This window comes from Agromyces marinus (assembly GCF_021442325.1).
GTDB classification, from domain to species: Bacteria; Actinomycetota; Actinomycetes; order Actinomycetales; family Microbacteriaceae; genus Agromyces; species Agromyces marinus.
On the sequence record NZ_CP087879.1, the window covers coordinates 1,176,467 to 1,194,335 of the forward strand.

The following is a 17,869-nucleotide window of genomic DNA, read 5'->3' on the forward strand; positions in this document are numbered from 1 at the left end:
CGCGCAACGAGGCACGGCCCGTGGAAAGGCCCGACACGTGCGTTCCCCCCGAGACGCGGTCGACCCGGCGACCGCATCCCGCCCCCGGCGTTCCCACCGCCCGCCACGTCCGCTCGTCCGGATCCCGCTCGCCATGACCGGCCTGGTCGCAGCAGCCTCGCTGCTGTGGAGCGTCTCGACGCCCGCCGACGTCTACGCCATCGACGTGTTCGGGGCGTTGCGCGAACCCGGCCAGGCCGCCGCGATCATCGGGCATCGCGGCGATCGCGCCCAGGCGCCCGAGAACACGATGCCCTCGCTCGAATCGGCGATGGACGAACTCGAGTACGTCGAGACCGACGTGCGGCTCACCCGCGACGGGGTTCCGGTGCTCTTCCACGACACCGATCTCGAACGCGTCACGGGCCGCACCGGTCGCGTCGAGGACCTCGACCACGACCAGGTCGCCCGCCTCGACGCCGGCGCCTGGTACGCGGAGGAGTGGGCGGGCGAGCCCATCCCGACGCTCGAGGAGTTCCTGGCGGCGCTCGGCGAGCGCGACGCCGCGCGCGCGCTCGTCGAGCTCAAGGCGGACTGGACGGCGTCCGAGGTGCGCATCGTGCTCGACCTCATCGAGCGCCACGGCCTGCGCGGGCGCATCATCCTGCAGAGCTTCAGCATCGAGACCCTGCAGTCCATCCAGCGCGTCGCGCCGACGACGCCGCGCATCATGCTCATCCGCGAGCTCCCGGCAGACCCCGTGCCGTTGGCCGACGAACTCGGGGTCATCGGATTCGGCACGACCGCGGCATCCGTCACCGACGCCCCCGGCGCCGTCGACGCCGCGCACGCGGCCGGACTGGCCGTGCTCTGCTACACGCTGAACACGCAGGACCGCTGGCAGGAGGTCAGCGCGCTCGGCGTCGACGGCATCATCACCGACCAGCCGAGCGACCTCGACGCGTGGATCGCGTCGACCGCGCCGGGCACCTGACCGGGCGGGAACCTGACCCGGGGCCGGACGCCCGTCGGCTCAGCGGGCGTCGAGTTCGACGACCTCGACGCCCAGGCGCGACGCGGCCTCGGAGAAGGTCTCGTGCATGCGCTCGGAGAACAGCACGAAGCGCACGAGCGGGGGCGATGCGGTCGCGCCGGCGACGCTCCCGATCGCGACCTCCGCCGCGTCGTCGGCCGGCCAGCCGTACACGCCGGCCGAAACCGCGGGCAGGGCGACGGATGCCGCGCCGAGCCCGTGCGCGACGCGCAGCGCGTTCCGGTAGGCGTCGGCGAGCCGGACGCGACGTGCGGCCGCTTCGGGGCCCGGGCCGGGCCACACCGGCCCGACGGCGTGCACGACCCACCGTGCGGGCAACCGGCCGGCGGTCGTCGCGACCGCATCCCCGGTCGCCAGGCCGTCCGGCAGCATGGTCTCCCTGATCCGGCGGCACGCGGCCAGGACCTCCGGTCCGCCCGCCCGGTGGATGGCGCCGTCCACGCCGCCGCCGCCGAGCAGCGACGGGTTCGCCGCGTTCACGATCGCATCGACCCGCTCGAGCGTGAGGTCGCCCGTGACCAGCTCGATCCGCGGCATCCGCCCGTCAGCCCCGGTTGTTGGAGAGCTCGAAGATGCGCACGAGCTCGGCGACGGCCGCCTCGCGCTCGTCGCCGCCCGCCTCGTACATGTGCGACACGTGGGTGCGCAGGTGGTTCTCGACGAGGAGCTTGTTCAGCGAGCCGAGCGACTTCTGCACCGCCAGGGAGAGCGTGACGATGTCGACGCAGTAGTCCTCGTTCTCGATCATCTTCTCGATGCCGCGCAACTGACCCTCGATGATCTTCGTGCGGTGGAGCGCGCGCTTCTTGATGTCCTCGATCACCTCGTCAGGATACGCCCGACGTTCGCTAGCGTGAACGCATGCGCCGCGTCCTCCTGAGCTCGATGATCGTGCTGCTCGCGTTCGGCGCCGGGGCACCCGTGGCGGCGGCGGCGCCGGCGGACGCGGTGCCCGCGGCGGCGCCGATCGCCGGGGCGCCGGTCGCCGCGGTGCGGGCCGATGTCGACGACTTCACGTTCGCGAGCCTCGACGCGGTGTACGAACTCGGCAGGGACGACGGCGGACGCTCGACGCTGCGCACGACGGAGACGCTCGTGGCCGTCTTCCCCGAGTTCGACCAGAACCGCGGCATCCGCCGCGCGATCCCGCGCTGGTACGACGGCCACCCCACCGACATCCGGGTCGTCTCCGTCCACGACGACACGGGGGCCGAGCGCGGCTTCGAGACCGAGCGCAGCGAGGACGACGAATTCGAACTGGTCACGATCGCGGCCGACGACTTCGTGCACGGCGAGCAGACCTACGTGATCACCTACGACCAGCGGAACGTGACCTTCGACCCCGACGACCTCGACGTCCAGGAGTTCTACTGGGACGTCAACGGCACGGGGTGGGCGCAGCCGTTCGGCAGGGTCCGGGCCGAGGTCCGGCTCGAACCCGACCTCGCCGCGGCGTTCACCGGGGATGCCGCCTGCTACCGCGGCTTCGAGGGCTCGAACACGCCGTGCGAACGCCTGGACGTGACCCCCGGCGGCGATCCCGTCGCGGTCGCCCGCGCCGAGGCCCTCGGCCCGCACCAGAACCTCACGATCGCGCTCGCCTTCGCACCGGGGACCTTCGAGCCCCGCGACGAGCGGTTCACCTCGTCGCCGGTCGCGATGGCGTCGCTGTTCGGGGCGGTGGCCGCGGTGCTCCTCGCGATCGCCGCGGCCGTGATGCGGCTGACCCGCTGGCGGGACCACCCCGGGCGCGGCATCGTCGTGGCCGAGTACGAACCGCCCGCCGACCTGACGCTCATGGAGGCCGCCGACCTCGTCGGCGCCGCGCCCAAGGGCGTCACGGCGACGCTCCTGGCCGAGGCGGTGTGCCGCCGCGTGCGGGTGGTCGAGAGCCGCCCGAAGCGCTACGCGGTCGTGCTCGAGGCACCGGTCGACGGGGCCGATCGCGACGCCGTGCGCGTCCTGCGGGCGCTGTTCGGCGCCGGTGCCGCGCCGGGGGCGCGCAGGGACCTGCGTACGCGCGACACCGCGGTGGGCACGCGGTTGGCGAGCCTGCGCCGCTCGGTGCACGCGCGTGTGGAGCGCGAGGGGCTGCGCCGCAAGCCCGACCGCGGGTTCCGCGCGGTGTTCGCCGTGCTCGGGCTCGCGGCCGGGCTGTCGGCCGTCGTGTTCGGCTTCGGCGCGCTGGATGCGCGCATGGGCGGCGCATGGCCGTGGCTGACGATCCTCACCGGGGTGATCGCGGCGGCCGCGACGCTCGGCGTGGTCGCGGTCGTGCGTCCCCTCACCGAACGGGGTCGGGCCGGGCGCGACCACCTCGACGGGCTGCGCGAGTTCATCCGCCTCGCCGAGGCCGACCGGATCCGGGTCCTGCAGTCGCCGAGCGGTGCGGAGCGGCGCCCGTTCGCGGGCGAGGACCCAGAGCAGGTGCTCCGCCTGAACGAGCGACTGCTGCCGTACGCGGTGCTGTTCGGGCTCGAACGCGAATGGAGCCGGGTGCTCGCGGCCCTCTACGCCGAGCAGGGTCGCGAGCCGGACTGGTATTCGGGGCGCACCGCCTTCAACGCCGCGGTCTTCGCGGTCGGCGTCAGCTCGTTCGCGAGCGCCTCGAGTGCGAGCTGGTCGGGGTCGTCGTCGAGCTCGTCCTCTGGCGGGTCCGGCGGCGGCGGCTCGTCGGGCGGCGGCGGCGGGGGAGGAGGAGGCGGCGGCGTCTGAGGCGCGTCGCGTCAGTCCTCGTCGCCGGCCGTGCGCTCGGGGAGGACGACGCGTCGCTCGGCATCGATGCCGACGACCTCGTCGGGCTCGTCGTCGTCGGTGGTGCGGGCGTCGTCGTCCGCGCCGTCGGGCTCGGGCGGGAGTTCGCCGTCCTGTGCCACCTGGAACTCGTGATCGTCGGCGATGCCTCCGCCGACCTCCGTCGACACGTCCATGCCACGAGACTAACCCCGCGCGGCCCCGCCCGACAGGGGCGCGTCGCATCCGGCGGCCGAGGCCGCGGAAGTATGCTCCGGGCATGCCCGAGTGGATGCTCGCCGCGCTCGCGGGGCTCGCCGCGGGCGGGGCGCTGCTCGCGGGTGCGATCATCGCGTGGTTCGTGCGCATTCCGCGGAAGGCGGTCGCCGCGACCATGGCGTTCGGCGCCGGCGTGCTCGTCTCGGCGCTCGCGTTCGACCTCGTCCTCGAGGCGGAGGAGGTCGGCGGGTTCTGGCCGACGGTCGTCGGGTTCGCCGTCGGCGCCGTCGTCTACGTCGTCGCCGACGGACTGCTCGACCGCACCGGGCACCGGAACCGTCGCGGCAGCGACGCCGGTCCGGGCTCGGGCACGGGCATCGCGGTCGGTGCGCTCATCGACGGCATCCCGGAGAGCGCCGTGCTCGGCGTCGGCATGCACGGCGGTGCCGGCGTGAGCGTGCCCGTGCTGGTCGCGATCATCATCTCCAATGTCCCGGAGGGGCTGAGCTCGACCGCCGACCTCAAGGCCTCGGGGCGCAGCGCCCTTCAGGTCATGCTGCTGTGGGGCGGGATCGCGCTCGCGTGCGCGCTCGCGGCGCTCGGCGGCTACGCGCTGCTCGCCGACGCGGGCGGTCAGGTCGCCGCGGTCGTCACGGCGCTCGCCGCCGGCGCCATCCTGGCGATGATCTGCGACACGATGATCCCCGAGGCGTTCGCGACGGAGCGGCGACTCACCGGGCTGCTCGCGACGTTCGGGTTCCTGCTGAGCTTCGCGCTGCACCGGGCGGCCTGACCGGGCGGCCCGTCGGGCGGCCCGGCCGGGCGGCCTGGCCAGGCGGCCCGGCCGGACGGCGGAGCACGGCGTGTTGGCATCCGGCCCGCGACCGCGCGTAGAATGACCTGCGGCGCTCGACGGATCCATTCGCGAAGCCGACGGCTGGGGGAACTCGCTCCGCCATGCTCGGCCGCTCCCGGATCCGGCGCACCCCGACGGGACCGCACGCAGCGGCCCGTCGACGGCGCGGGCCACGTGCGTGGCCACGATCGCCGGATCGCATCGGCCGGCAGGCGTGGTCACGCAGCAGGGCATCGGGTGCAGAGGGGCTTCGAGCCCGGACAGGGGAGGACCACTTGGCGCAGAGCAGGCAGCAGACGCAGTCGAGGCAGCGGCAGCGAACGCGCTCGCGCGACGACGACGCGCCCATCATCCCGATCCTCGCGCGCAAGGTGCGCGAGGTCGAGCAGAAGGCGCAGAAGAACAAGCTGGGCCCGACCAACCGGACGAAGTTCCAGGTCATCGCACTGCTCATGCGCGAGGAGCGCGCGCGCGTCAAGGGCGACACCGAGATCGGCGACGCCGCCCGCGCGGAGCTGCTCAAGCGACTCGACGGCATCGCGCAGATCCTCGCGAAGACCGCCGCACGCGACACGAGCCTGATCACCCTGCTCGAACCGGATGCCTCGATCTCGACGGTCGCGCAGCGATTCCGCCGCGACTGGCTGCTCGAGTCCGGCGCCGACCTCAGCGAGGACGAACTGATCATCGTGCGCGAGCCCGAGGCGCGCCCGGTGGTGCTCTCCGAGAACCAGGTGATCCCGCGGTCGGTGCGTTCGCGGCAACTCGCGAACCCGTTCCTCGCGCCCGACTTCGCCGCCTCCGCGCAGCCCGCAGTCCCCGTTCGGCGCCTCGCGAACTGGGAACTGCTCGGACCGCTGTTCAAGTCGTTCGAATCCGGCTCCGGCGGCCAGGCCGCGTCGATGGAGCTCCCCGCGGCGCCGAAGGCCGATCGGCTCTCGCCCCGCGGGCTCGAGCTCATGCCCCACCAGGCCCGATTCATCGAATCGGCCAGGCAGGGCCATCGGCGGTTCCTCCTCGCCGACGAGCCGGGACTCGGCAAGACCGCGCAGTCGGTGCTCGCGGCATCCGTCTCAGGCGCCTATCCGCTGCTCGCGGTCGTTCCGAACGTGGTCAAGATGAACTGGGCCCGCGAGGTCGAGCGCTGGACCCCGCACCGCCGCGCGACCGTCATCCACGGCGACGGCGACACCGTCGACGCCTTCGCCGACGTCGTCGTCGTCAACTACGACGTCCTCGACCGGCACCTGGCCTGGCTGTCGACGCTCGGGTTCCGCGGGATGGTGGTCGACGAGGCGCACTTCATCAAGAACCTGCAGTCGCAGCGGTCGCGCAACGTGCTCGCGCTCGCCGAGCGCATCCGGGCGAACACGCCCGGCGGCGACCCGCTGCTGCTCGCGCTGACGGGCACCCCGCTCATCAACGACGTCGACGACTTCCGAGCCATCTGGCAGTTCCTCGGCTGGATCGACGGCGACCGGCCCTCCCCGGAACTTCTGGGCAGGCTCGAGGAGACTGGGCTCACCCCAGCCGACCCCGGGTTCTACCCCGAGGCCAGGCAGTCGGTCATCGACCTCGGCATCGTCCGACGCCGCAAGAAGGACGTCGCGGCCGACCTGCCCGACAAGCGCATCGCCGATCTCCCCGTGGAGCTCGACGACGAACTCGGCCGGTCGATCCGCGCGGCCGAGCGAGAGCTCGGCAACCGGCTCGCGACGCGCTTCCGATCCCTCGTGGAGTCGCGCAGGCTCCGAGTGGGCGACCTCGACGAGCTCGAGCGCGACCAGTTCATCCGCGCCGTCGCGCTGTCCGAGCTCGAGGAGTCGAAGTCCTCGAAGTCCGGCGAGAACGTCTTCACGATGGTTCGGCGCATCGGCCAGGCGAAGGCGGGCCTCGCGGCCGATTACGCGGCCCAGCTGGCCCGATCGGCCGGCAAGGTCGTGTTCTTCGCCAAGCACATCGACGTCATGGACCAGGCTGAGGCCTCCTTCGCGGCGCGCGAGCTGCGGTCGGTGTCGATCCGTGGCGACCAGAGCGCGATCGCCCGCCAGCAGGCGATCGATGCGTTCAACACCGACCCCGAGGTCTCGGTCGCGGTGTGCTCGCTCACCGCCGCCGGCGTCGGCGTGAACCTGCAGTCCGCCTCGAACGTCGTGCTCGCCGAGCTCAGCTGGACCGCGGCCGAGCAGACCCAGGCGATCGACCGCGTGCACCGCATCGGCCAGGACGAGCCGGTGACGGCGTGGCGCATCATCGCCGCGCACACCGTCGACGCCCGCATCGCCGAGCTCATCGACCAGAAGCAGGGCCTCGCGCTGCGAGCCCTCGACGGCAGCGACGTCGAACCCGGTTCGGCCGACTCGGTGCAGCTCGACGCCCTCCAGCACCTGCTGCGGCAGGCGCTCGACGGCGCGCTGTAGGCGGCGGGGCAGCACCGCCGACGGGCCCGACGTCACGGAATCGAACGGACCCCGCGCTCGACGCTAGACTCCCTCACGTTCGCGCCTCGACGCAGCGGCTCTCTGCGGACGTCCCCCTTCACGAGGAGTCAACACAGGCATGAAGATCGGCATTCTGACCAGCGGCGGCGACTGCCCCGGACTGAACTCCGTCATCCGAGGCGCGGTGCTCAAGGGCGTCATCTCGCACGACGCCGAGTTCGTCGGGTTCCGCTGGGGCTGGCGGGGCGTCGTCGAGGGCGACATCGTGCCGATCGTCCGCCACGACGTCCGCGGCCTGTCGAAGCAGGGCGGCACGATCCTCGGTTCGAGCCGCACCAACCCGTTCGAGGGCGAGCACGCCGGTCCCGACAACATCCGTCGGATGCTCGACGAGCACGACATCGACGCGATCATCGCGATCGGCGGCGAGGGCACGCTCACCGCGGCGCGCCGGCTCGTCGACGAGGGCGGCCTGCCCGTGATCGGCGTGCCGAAGACGATCGACAACGACCTCGCCGCGACCGACTACTCGTTCGGATTCGACACGGCCGTCGAGATCGCGACCGAGGCGATCGACCGGCTCCGCACCACGGCGGACTCGCACGAGCGGTGCATGGTGCTCGAGGTCATGGGTCGGCACGTGGGCTGGATCGCCCTGCACTCCGGCATGGCCGGCGGCGCGCACGCCATCCTGATCCCCGAGCAGCCGATGAGCATCGAGGAGATCTGCGAGTACGTCGAGTCGGTGCGCGACCGCGGCCGTGCCCCGCTCGTGGTCGTCGCCGAGGGCTTCAAGCTCGACACCATGGACGAGGCGCACTCGCACCTCGGCCTCGACGCGTTCGACCGGCCGCGCCTCGGCGGCATCGCCGAGAAGCTCGCGCCCATGATCGAGGCGCGCACGGGCATCGAGTCGCGCCACACGGTCCTCGGCCACATCCAGCGCGGCGGTGCGCCCTCGGCGTACGACCGCGTGCTCGCGACGCGCCTCGGCATGGCGGCGGTCGACGCGGCCGTCGACCGGGCGTGGGGCAGCATGGTCACGCTGCGCGGCACCGACATCGAGCGCGTCACGATCGCCGAGGCGACGGGCGGCCTGAACCGCGTTCCGCAGGCGCGCTACGACGAGGCGAAGATCCTGTTCGGCTGATGGCGACCTCCGCGGGCGGGGCCGGTGAGCGGATGCCGCTTCCGGAGGTCTGCGTCTGCTACGTGCTCCGCGAATGGGAGGGGCGCACCGAGGTGCTGCTGGGGCGGAAGAAGCACGGCCTCGGGAAGGGGTACTTCGTCGGGCTCGGCGGCAAGCTCGAACCGGGGGAGACCGCCGTCGAGGCGGCGGTGCGCGAGGTGCACGAGGAATCCGGCCTCGTCGTGGCATCCGCCGACCTCGACGCGCGCGGCCGCCTGCGGTACCTGTTCCCGTACCGGACGGCGTGGAGCCAGGTCTCGAACGTGTTCGTCGTGCGCGAGTTCGCCGGCGCGCCGGCGCCGTCGGACGAGCTGGATCCGGAGTGGTTCCCACTCGATGCGGTTCCGCTCGCGCACATGTGGGACGACGCGAAGCACTGGCTGCCGGGCGTGCTCGCTGGCGGTCGGGTGGAGCGCACGTACGTGTTCGGCGAGGACCTCGCGACCGTGGTGGAGGCCCGGGATCACGTCGCGTAGTATCGACGGGGCTCGGCGCTCGCCGAGGTCGCAACCACCTTTCCGTGAACACTCGGTGAACCCGTTCGCCGACGGACAGAAAGACGCCGGTGGATCTCACCCTCATCGTCGTGCTGGTCATCGCGCTGGCGCTCTTCTTCGACTTCACGAACGGCTTCCACGACACGGCGAACGCGATGGCGACGCCCATCGCGACCGGCGCGCTCAAGCCCAAGATGGCCGTCACGCTCGCCGCGATCCTCAACCTGATCGGGGCCTTCCTGTCCACCGAGGTTGCGAAGACCATCTCGGGCGGCCTGATCCGGGAAGGCGAGGACGGCGTGTTCATCACGCCCGAGCTCATCTTCGCGGGTCTCATCGGAGCCATCACCTGGAACATGGTGACCTGGCTGCTCGGCCTGCCCTCGTCCTCGAGCCACGCGCTCTTCGGCGGGCTCATCGGAGCGGCCCTCGTCGGCTTCGGCGTCCAGTCGATCGACGGCGCGGTCCTGATGTCGAAGATCATCCTGCCCGCGCTGCTGGCCCCGGTGACGGCCGGGCTCGTCGCGTTCGCCGCGACCAAGCTCGCCTACGCGATCACGCGGCGATACGACGGCAAGCCCGACGGGCGCGACGGCTTCCGGTACGCGCAGATCTTCTCGAGTTCGCTGGTCGCGCTCGCCCACGGCACGAACGACGCGCAGAAGACGATGGGCGTGATCACGCTGACGCTCATCGCCGCGGGGATGCAGACGGCGGGCACGGGACCGGAGTCCTGGGTCGTCGTCACGTGCGCGATCGCGATCGCACTCGGCACCTACATGGGCGGATGGCGCATCATCAAGACCCTCGGCACGGGACTGACCGACGTCAAGCCCGCCCAGGGGTTCGCGGCCGAGACCGCCACGGCCGCCACGATCCTCGCCTCCAGCCACCTCGGGTTCGCGCTCTCGACCACGCAGGTGGCCTCCGGCTCCGTGATCGGCTCGGGTCTCGGCCGCCGCGGGTCGAAGGTGCGCTGGCGCACCGCGGGGCGCATCGGCATCGGCTGGCTGCTGACCCTGCCCGCTGCGGGCGGCGTCGGGGCATTGGCCGCGGTCGTCGCGCTGATGGGCCCGATGGGCGTCATCATCGACGCGATCGCCGCTGCGGCGATCATCGGCGGCATCTTCCTGTGGTCGCGGCGTGACGAGGTCTCGCACCGCAACGTGCTGAGCGAGGTCGCCGACTCGGGTCGCGCGGTCAGGATCAAGCGCAACCCGAAGCCGAAGAAGAAGGTGTCCTCGTGATCGACTGGATCGCGTTCGTGATCGTGTTCGTCGCCTCGCTCGTCGGCGCGGCCGTCGTCGTGAGCGCCTACGCGCTCGGCCTGCGACTGCTCACCGTCGGGGGGCGCACGCCGGTGGTCGCGCCCGCCGACTTCACCGACGCGATCACGACGATCTCGCCCGAGGAGGCGAAGCGGGCCGCCAGGCGCGCCGAGAAGGCCGCGAAGAAGAGCCCGCTGACCGACGCGCAGAAGCGTCTGGCCGTCGTCGGCGCGTGGGCCTGCTTCGCGCTCAGCGGCGCTGCGGTGCTGTACGGGATCTACCTCATCGTGCCCGCGCTCAGCGGCTGACCCGCAGCAGGCGCTTCCCCTCCCGACCCCGACTGGATGCCATGAACACCCGACCCGACACCGAGACCGCCGGCGAACCCGCACCGAGGAACGCGATCGACCGCTTCTTCGAGATCACCGAGCGGGGTTCGAGCGTGCCCGCCGAGATCCGCGGCGGCATCGTGACCTTCGTCACGATGGCCTACATCGTGATCCTCAACCCGATCATCCTCTCCGGCGGAACGGATGTCGCGGGCGAGAACCTCGGCTTCGCGCAGGTCGCCGCGGTCACCGCGCTGACCGCCGGCGTCATGACGATCCTGTTCGGCGTCGTCGCCCGGCTCCCGTTCGCGTTCGCGGCCGGGCTCGGCATCAACTCCTTCCTCGCGGTCTCGGTCGTCGGCCAGGTCACGTGGGCCGAGGCGATGGGACTCGTGCTCATCAACGGCCTCATCATCGTCGTGCTCGCGGCGACGGGCCTGCGGCGCCTCATCTTCGAGGCCGTGCCGATGCCGCTCAAGCTCGCGATCACGGTCGGCATCGGCGTGTTCATCGCGTTCATCGGATTCGTCGACGCCGGATTCGTGACCGCGACCGGCGCGTCGTCGCCGCCCGTGGGCCTCGGCGTCGACGGCTCGGTCACGACGGTGCCGACGCTCGTCTTCGTGATCACGCTGCTGGTCACGGGCGTACTCGTCGCACGCAGGGTCAAGGGCGGAATCCTCGTCGGCCTGCTCTCCGGCACGGTGCTCGCGCTCGTCCTCGAGGCCGTCCTCGACCTCGGTCCGAGATTCGGCGCCGACGGGTCGGTGAACCCGCAGGGCTGGGGGCTGTCCGTTCCCGAGCTGCCCTCGCAGTGGGTGAGCGTGCCCGACCTGTCGCTCATCGGCCAGGTGAGCTTCGGCTCGTTCGAGCGCATCGGCGTCCTCGCCGCGCTCATGCTCGTCTTCACGCTCGTCTTCACCAACTTCTTCGACGCGCTCGGCACCATGACGGGCCTCTCGAAGGAGGCCGGCGTCGCCGACGCGAAGGGCGAGTTCCCGCGCCTGCGCTCGGCGCTCGTCGTCGAGGGCGTCGGCGCCGTCGCGGGCGGCTTCACGTCGAGCTCGTCGAACACGGTGTTCATCGAGTCGGGCTCCGGCATCGGCGAGGGCGCCCGCACGGGCCTCGCGAACCTCGTCACCGGCGCGCTGTTCCTCATCGCCATGTTCCTCACGCCGTTGACCTCGATCGTGCCCTCCGAGGTGGCCGCGGCCGCGCTCGTCATCGTCGGCGCGCTCATGATGGCGCAGATCCGCGAGATCGACTTCTCCGACTTCAGCGTGCTGCTGCCCGTGTTCCTGACGGTCACGGTCATGCCGCTGACGTACTCGATCGCCAACGGCATCGGCGCGGGGTTCATCGCGTGGGTCGTCGTCCGCGCCTTCGCGGGCAAGGCGAAGGAGATCAGCCCGCTGCTGTGGGTCGTCGCCGCCGGCTTCCTGGTGTACTTCGCCCGCGGCCCCGTCGAGGCGCTGCTCGCAGGCTGACGCTCACGAGCTCTCGACCCGATCGTCCGCGACGATCGCGGTGCCGCGCCAGCGCGCGATGCCGTTCATGAGGTGGTAGACCACGATCGCCGCGATCGTGCCGAGTGCGATGCCGTTGAAGACGACGTCGCCCGCCATGAAGGTGAAGTCGGCGACGCCGATGACCAGCGCCGTCGCCGCCGTGAACTGGTTCACGGGGCTGCGGAAGTCGACCCGGTTGTCGACCCAGATCTTCACGCCGATGATGCCGATGAGGCCGTACAGCGCGGTCGTCACCCCGCCGAGCACCCCGGGCGGGATCGTGTTGATGAGCGCGCCGACCTTGGGCGACAGGCCGAGCAGCAGTGCGAACGCGCCCGCGACCCAGTACGCGGCGGTCGAGTACACGCGCGTGGCGGCCATGACGCCGATGTTCTCGCCGTACGTCGTCGTGCCGGACCCGCCGAAGAAGCCCGCCAGGGTGGTCGCGAGGCCGTCGGCGAACAGGGCGCGGCCCGTGGACCGGTTGATCGAGGCATCCGTCATCTGGGCGACGCCGCGGATGTGCCCCACGTTCTCGGCCACGAGCACGAGCACGACCGGGAGGAACGCCGGGAGCAGGCCCCAGACGGCCGCGTCGGCGATCGGGTTCGCCGGGAGGTGGAAACTCGGAAGGCCGACCCAGGCCGCGTCGGCGACGGCGCCGAAGTCGACCTCGCCCTGCGCGACCGCGGCGAGATAGCCGACGACGACGCCGAGCAGGATCGACATCCGCCCGAGCAGACCGCGGAACAGCACGCTCGCGACGATGACCGCGCCGAGCGTGATGAGCGCCGTCAGGGGCGCCGCCTCGAAGTTCGTGCGGGCCACGGGCGCCAGGTTCAGGCCGATGAGCGCGACGATCGCGCCCGCGACGACGGGGGGCATGAGCGCGTCGATCCAGCGCGAGCCGGCGAACTGGACCACGAGGCCGACGACCGCGAGCAGGATGCCGACGACGACGATGCCGAACAGCGCCGCGCCCATGGGGTCGGCCACGCCCTCGGCGGCGGTCGCGGCCGTGATCGGCGCGATGAACGCGAACGACGAGCCGAGGTAGCTCGGGACGCGGTTGCGCGTGATCAGCAGGAAGAGGATCGTGCCGACGCCCGAGAAGAACAGCGTCGTCGCGGGCGGGAAGCCGGTGAGCACGGGCACGAGGAAGGTCGCGCCGAACATGGCGACGACGTGCTGTGCGCCCAGGCCGATGGTGCGCGGCCAGGAGAGCCGTTCGCCGGGCCCGACGACGTCGCCGGGGGCGACGTGCGCGCCGTCGCCGTGGACGGTCCAGGGGAGGTTCATGTGATTCCGATCGGGTCGAGGGGGAGCTGGCCTCAGGGGTCCGGACGGGATGCTACCGGGTGCGCGCCCCTCGGCCGGCGCGGGTGCCCGCCGCACGCAGGTTCCGGGGGTCAGCCCCATGTCGCGGCGTTCGGCCCGCGCCTAGCGTGGAGGCGTACTCGGAACCGGGTACCCGAAGACGAGGAGACCATCGCATGACCACCATCGCGCCCGCCCCGACGAGCACCGACGTCGAGACGCGCGGGTTCGCCGTCTCGAGCCTCGTGCTCGGCATCGTCTCGTTCGTCGCGGGGTTCACGTTCGTGGTGCCCGTCGCGGGCCTCGTGCTCGGCATCCTCGCGCTGCGTCGCGAACGGTCGGCTCGCACCATGGCCGTCTGGGGCGTCGTGCTGAACGCCGTGATGCTCGCCGGCGCCGTCGTCGGCACGCTCGCCTTCCTCGTGTTCGGGCTGCTCCTGCTGCCGTTCGCCCCGCTCGCCTTCATCTGAGCCGGCAGGTGCCGATCCCGCCCCCTCCCGCTAGCCTGACCGCGAGGGGGCGGCGGCATGGACGCTGAACGGGCGACTCGGATCTCGACGTGGGGTTCCGGCGCGCCGGAACCCCGGTACGCCGAGAGCGAGGACGGCTCGGTCGCCTACCAGGTGTTCGGGGACGGACCGCGCGACCTGCTGCTCATCGGCAACTGGGCGAGCAACATCGAGGTGATGTGGGAGCACCCGTCGATGGTGCGCTACCTCGACCGGCTCTCGAGGTTCGCCCGCGTCATCTGCTTCGACAAGCGGGGTGCCGGGCTCTCGGATCCCGTCCCGATGGCCGCGCTGCCCACGCTCGAGCACTGGATGGACGACGCCCGTGCGGTGCTCGACGCCGCAGGCTCCGACTGCGCGGCGCTGCTCGGCGACGCCGAGGGCGGCCCGATGGCGATGCTCTTCGCCGCGAGCCACCCCCAGCGCACGACCTCGCTCGTGCTCACGAACACCTTCGCGCGCATGCTCCGCGCGCCCGACTACCCGATCGGGATGCCGGAGGCCTCCGCCGAGCGCCTGCTCGTGCAGTGGCGTGCCGCATGGGGGACGGGCGACGTGCTGGCGCTGTCGGCGCCGAGCGTCGCGGACGACCCGCAGATGCGCCGCTGGATCAGCAGGTACATGCGGCTGTCGATGACCCCCGCGACATCCACGCGCATGTACCGCTGGGTGCTGCAACTCGACGTGCGCTCGGTGCTGCCGAGCATCCCCGTGCCGACGCTCGTGCTGCACAAGGCCGACAACCTGCACTACCGGCTGCCGTTCGGACGCTACCTCGCCGAGCACATCCCGGGCGCGAAGCTGGTCGAGCTGGCCGGTGCCGACTGGTACCCGCCGTTCGTCGGCACCGACCAGTTGCTCGACGAGGTCGAGGAGTTCCTCACGGGCGACCGCGCCGCGCCCGTGGACGACCGCGTGCTCGCGACCGTGCTCTTCACCGACATCGTCGGCTCGACGGACCTCGCCGCCCGGCTCGGCGACCAGCGATGGCTCGACCTCAAGCTCGCCCACGACGAACTCGTCCGGGCGCGCATCGCGCGGCATCGCGGCACGCACGTGTCCTCGACCGGGGACGGGTTCCTCGCCCTGTTCGACGGGCCCGCCCGCGCCGTGCGCTGCGCGTGGGAGATCGCGACCGCGGTGCGCGGGCTCGGGATCGAGATCCGTGCGGGCCTGCACAGCGGCGAGGTCGAGCTCCAGGGCGAGGATGTCGCCGGGATCGCGGTCCACCTCGCGTCGCGCGTGATCGCGCTCGCGGGTGCGGGGGAGGTGCTCGCCTCGGGCACCGTCAAGGACCTCGTCGTGGGGTCCGGGATCGCGTTCGAGGATCGCGGCGAGCACGAACTGCGCGGCGTTCCGGACCGATGGCGGCTGTTCCGCGTGGCCGGGCTCGGGTGAGCGTTCCGCATCGCCCGACCCGGACGCTGTGTACAGCCAGGTGCCGCACACCGGACGCCCGGGATAGGACCGGGGGCGGGTGCGCGAGTAGGCTCGGGGGAGATCAGGCGCGGTGATCCCGCGCATCCCTGCGAGGCGATGGAGCCAGTGTGTCGATGACCCGACCGAATCCGAGCACCCATGAGCACGCGACCCGGACCGAGACCGATTCGCTCGGGAGCGTCGAGGTTCCCGCGGACGCCTACTGGGGCGTCCACACGATGCGCGCGCTCGAGAACTTCCCGATCTCGAAGCGCCCGATCTCGGTCTACCCCGAGCTGATCGCTGCGCTCGCCCAGGTCAAGCAGGCCGCGTCCCGCGCCAACAAGGAACTCGGCGTGCTCGACCCGCGCAAGCAGGCGTGGATCGACGAGGCGTGCCAGCGCATCATCGACGGCGAGTTCCACGACCAGTTCGTGGTCGGCGTCATCCAGGGCGGCGCGGGCACGTCGACGAACATGAACGCGAACGAGGTCATCGCCAACGTCGCGCTCGAGATCGCCGGCCAGCCGAAGGGGCGCTACGACCTCATCCACCCGATCGACGACGTCAACCGCAGCCAGTCGACGAACGACACGTACCCGACGGCGCTGAAGCTCGCGATGACCGCGTCGCTGACGACGATGCTGCTCGAGCTCGACGCGCTGCGCATCGCGTTCGGCCGGAAGGGCCGCGAGTTCCACGACGTGCTCAAGGTCGGCCGCACGCAGCTGCAGGACGCCGTGCCGATGACGCTCGGCCAGGAGTTCCACGGGTTCGCCACGACCCTCGGCGAGGACATCGCGCGCCTGCGCGAGACGATCAAGCTGCTCTCCGAGGTCAACCTGGGCGGCACCGCGGTCGGCACCGGCATCACGGCGGACCCGGGCTACGCCGCCTCGGTCGTGCGCCACCTCAGCGAGATCGCGGGCAACCCGCTCGAGACCGCGCCCGACCTCGTCGAGGCGACCAGCGACACCGGCGTGTTCATGACGTTCTCGAGCGCGCTCAAGCGCAGCGCGATCAAGCTGTCGAAGATCTGCAACGACCTGCGCCTGCTCTCCTCCGGCCCGCAGGCGGGTTTCGGCGAGATCAACCTGCCGCCCAAGCAGGCCGGCTCGAGCATCATGCCGGGCAAGGTCAACCCGGTGATCCCCGAGGCCGTCAGCCAGGTGGCGTACGCGGTGGCCGGTGCGGATGTCACGGTCATGATGGCCGCCGAGAACGGGCAGTTGCAGCTGAACGCGTTCGAACCGGTCATCGCGCACTCGCTGCTGCAGTCGATCACGTGGATGCGCCAGGCGTGCTGGACCCTGCGGGTCAACTGCGTGGACGGCATCACCGCGAACACCGAGTTCCTCGATGCGCAGGTCGCGTCGAGCGTCGGGGTCATCACCGCGCTCATCCCGTTCATCGGGTACGGCGAGGCGGCGAAGCTCGCGAAGGCGGCGCTCGCGACGGGGCGTCCGGTCGCCGACCTGGTCGTGGAGGCCGGCCTGATGACGCGCGAGGACGTCACGCGCCAGCTGCTGCCGTCGCGCCTGTCGGGAGTGCACCCGATCACGCAGGCGATCCCCGTCGCCGACCTCAAGGCCGAGGCGAGCGACTGACTCGGCGAGCGACTGACTCGGGCGCGCGGCCGGCCTGCGCGCGCCGCGCTTCAGACCACGCGGCAGTGCGTGGTCAGCGAGCCGATGCCCTCGATGGTGACGGTGACGGTCGAGCCGTCGTGCATGAACACCTGCGGGTTGCGCGAGTAGCCCGCGCCGCCCGGGCTGCCGGTCGAGATCAGCGTTCCCGGCGGGACCGTGGCGGTCTTCGACAGGTACGAGATGATCTCGGCGACGCTGCGCACCATCTCGTTGGTCGAGGCGTCCTGCATGACGTGGCCGTCGAGGTTGGTGGTCAGCCAGAGGTCCTGGGGGTCGGCGATCTCGTCGGCGGTGACGACGACGGGACCGGTCGGCGTGAAGCCGTCGAACGACTTGCACCGCGACCACTGCGCTTCGCTGAACTGGATGTTGCGGGCCGTGATGTCGTTGACGACGGTGTAGCCGAAGACGTGGTCGAGCGCGTCCTGCGGCGAGACGTTGCGGGCGGGCGTGCCGATGATGACGCCGAGCTCGGCCTCGTAGTCCACCTGGGGCGCGACGTCGTCGGCCCAGGTGGTCGTCCCGCCGTGCGCGGCGAGCGAGTTCGGCCAGAGCGAGAAGATCGTCATGGTCGACTCGGAGCGGAGCTTGAGCTCGGAGGCGTGCGCGGCGTAGTTCGCGCCGATCGCGAGCACCTGCGCGGGGCGCAGCACCGCGGAGTCGTGGCGCAGTTCGGCCACCGGCATCGTCGGCGCGCCCGCGGCGGTCGCCGCGTCGACGGCGGCGCGCACCTCGGCGAGCGCGTCGGGTCCGCGTTCGATGAGGTCCTGCAGGTCGCGGGGGGCGGATGCCATCGCCTCGTCCAGGAAGAGCGCCTGATCGTCGCGGACCACCGCGAGTCGGGGGGTGTCCTGGCCTTCGACTCGGAGATGCGCGAACTTCACCGTTTCAGGCTATCGGGC

General features: G+C 71.8%; 17 protein-coding genes. 12 read left to right on the forward strand and 5 right to left on the reverse strand.

The annotated features are described in order from the left end of the window. Positions 1-37 precede the first annotated feature (37 nt). Positions 38-973 carry a glycerophosphodiester phosphodiesterase gene (locus DSM26151_RS05505; RefSeq protein ID WP_234661411.1) on the forward strand — a complete coding sequence of 312 codons (936 nt, stop codon included), beginning with the start codon at positions 38-40 and terminating at the stop codon, positions 971-973. Between the two features lie 39 nt (positions 974-1,012). Here the strand turns inward: DSM26151_RS05505 and DSM26151_RS05510 are convergent, their stop codons facing one another. Both DSM26151_RS05510 and DSM26151_RS05515 read right to left on the reverse strand, forming a co-directional pair. Next, positions 1,013-1,570, reverse strand: coding sequence for an O-acetyl-ADP-ribose deacetylase (locus DSM26151_RS05510; RefSeq protein ID WP_234661412.1), 558 nt, complete (start codon positions 1,568-1,570; stop codon positions 1,013-1,015). A gap of 7 nt (positions 1,571-1,577) precedes the next feature. After that, complete coding sequence (locus tag DSM26151_RS05515; RefSeq protein ID WP_234661413.1) at positions 1,578-1,856, reverse strand: metal-sensitive transcriptional regulator; 279 nt, start codon at positions 1,854-1,856, stop codon at positions 1,578-1,580. Between the two features lie 38 nt (positions 1,857-1,894). On the opposite strand from DSM26151_RS05515, the gene DSM26151_RS05520 reads away from it, so the two are divergent. Continuing rightward, the gene (locus tag DSM26151_RS05520; protein ID WP_234661414.1) at positions 1,895-3,748 is read left to right on the forward strand and encodes a DUF2207 domain-containing protein; all 1,854 of its coding nucleotides are present in this window, start codon (positions 1,895-1,897) and stop codon (positions 3,746-3,748) included. 11 nt (positions 3,749-3,759) lie between these two features. Here the strand turns inward: DSM26151_RS05520 and DSM26151_RS05525 are convergent, their stop codons facing one another. Then, positions 3,760-3,963 carry a hypothetical protein gene (locus DSM26151_RS05525; RefSeq protein ID WP_234661415.1) on the reverse strand — a complete coding sequence of 68 codons (204 nt, stop codon included), beginning with the start codon at positions 3,961-3,963 and terminating at the stop codon, positions 3,760-3,762. Between the two features lie 83 nt (positions 3,964-4,046). Between DSM26151_RS05525 and DSM26151_RS05530 the strand changes: the two genes are divergently transcribed. From DSM26151_RS05530 to DSM26151_RS05560, 7 genes are all read left to right on the forward strand, one after another. Then, the gene (locus DSM26151_RS05530; RefSeq protein WP_234661416.1) at positions 4,047-4,778 is read left to right on the forward strand and encodes a ZIP family metal transporter; all 732 of its coding nucleotides are present in this window, start codon (positions 4,047-4,049) and stop codon (positions 4,776-4,778) included. A 338-nt stretch (positions 4,779-5,116) separates the two neighbouring features. After that, positions 5,117-7,261 carry a DEAD/DEAH box helicase gene (locus DSM26151_RS05535; RefSeq protein WP_234661417.1) on the forward strand — a complete coding sequence of 715 codons (2,145 nt, stop codon included), beginning with the start codon at positions 5,117-5,119 and terminating at the stop codon, positions 7,259-7,261. A 139-nt stretch (positions 7,262-7,400) separates the two neighbouring features. Then, complete coding sequence (locus DSM26151_RS05540) at positions 7,401-8,432, forward strand: 6-phosphofructokinase (RefSeq protein ID WP_234661418.1); 1,032 nt, start codon at positions 7,401-7,403, stop codon at positions 8,430-8,432. Then, entirely contained in the window at positions 8,432-8,947 is a 516-nt protein-coding gene (locus tag DSM26151_RS05545) for an 8-oxo-dGTP diphosphatase (protein WP_234661419.1), read from the forward strand. Before DSM26151_RS05540 ends, DSM26151_RS05545 begins: the two co-directional genes overlap by 1 nt. A gap of 89 nt (positions 8,948-9,036) precedes the next feature. After that, positions 9,037-10,215 carry an inorganic phosphate transporter gene (locus DSM26151_RS05550; protein ID WP_234661420.1) on the forward strand — a complete coding sequence of 393 codons (1,179 nt, stop codon included), beginning with the start codon at positions 9,037-9,039 and terminating at the stop codon, positions 10,213-10,215. Beyond that, the gene (locus DSM26151_RS05555) at positions 10,212-10,544 is read left to right on the forward strand and encodes a peptidase (protein ID WP_234661421.1); all 333 of its coding nucleotides are present in this window, start codon (positions 10,212-10,214) and stop codon (positions 10,542-10,544) included. The genes DSM26151_RS05550 and DSM26151_RS05555 overlap by 4 nt, the downstream gene beginning before the upstream one ends. A gap of 41 nt (positions 10,545-10,585) precedes the next feature. Beyond that, entirely contained in the window at positions 10,586-12,052 is a 1,467-nt protein-coding gene (locus DSM26151_RS05560; protein WP_234661422.1) for an NCS2 family permease, read from the forward strand. Between the two features lie 3 nt (positions 12,053-12,055). Here DSM26151_RS05560 and DSM26151_RS05565 read toward each other — a convergent pair whose 3' ends face one another. Further along, positions 12,056-13,372 carry a uracil-xanthine permease family protein gene (locus tag DSM26151_RS05565; protein ID WP_234661423.1) on the reverse strand — a complete coding sequence of 439 codons (1,317 nt, stop codon included), beginning with the start codon at positions 13,370-13,372 and terminating at the stop codon, positions 12,056-12,058. A 194-nt stretch (positions 13,373-13,566) separates the two neighbouring features. On the opposite strand from DSM26151_RS05565, the gene DSM26151_RS05570 reads away from it, so the two are divergent. The 3 genes from DSM26151_RS05570 (at position 13,567) to DSM26151_RS05580 (ending at position 16,925) form a co-directional block, all read left to right on the forward strand. After that, the gene (locus DSM26151_RS05570) at positions 13,567-13,860 is read left to right on the forward strand and encodes a hypothetical protein (protein ID WP_234661424.1); all 294 of its coding nucleotides are present in this window, start codon (positions 13,567-13,569) and stop codon (positions 13,858-13,860) included. Positions 13,861-13,917: 57 nt separating this feature from the next. Further along, positions 13,918-15,297, forward strand: a complete 1,380-nt coding sequence (locus DSM26151_RS05575) for an adenylate/guanylate cyclase domain-containing protein (protein WP_234661425.1) — start codon at positions 13,918-13,920, stop codon at positions 15,295-15,297. Between the two features lie 155 nt (positions 15,298-15,452). Next, positions 15,453-16,925: an aspartate ammonia-lyase gene (locus DSM26151_RS05580; protein WP_234661426.1), complete on the forward strand. Its 1,473-nt coding sequence runs from the start codon at positions 15,453-15,455 to the stop codon at positions 16,923-16,925. Positions 16,926-16,975: 50 nt separating this feature from the next. Here the strand turns inward: DSM26151_RS05580 and DSM26151_RS05585 are convergent, their stop codons facing one another. Beyond that, complete coding sequence (locus DSM26151_RS05585) at positions 16,976-17,851, reverse strand: fumarylacetoacetate hydrolase family protein (protein WP_234661427.1); 876 nt, start codon at positions 17,849-17,851, stop codon at positions 16,976-16,978. Positions 17,852-17,869 lie beyond the last annotated feature (18 nt).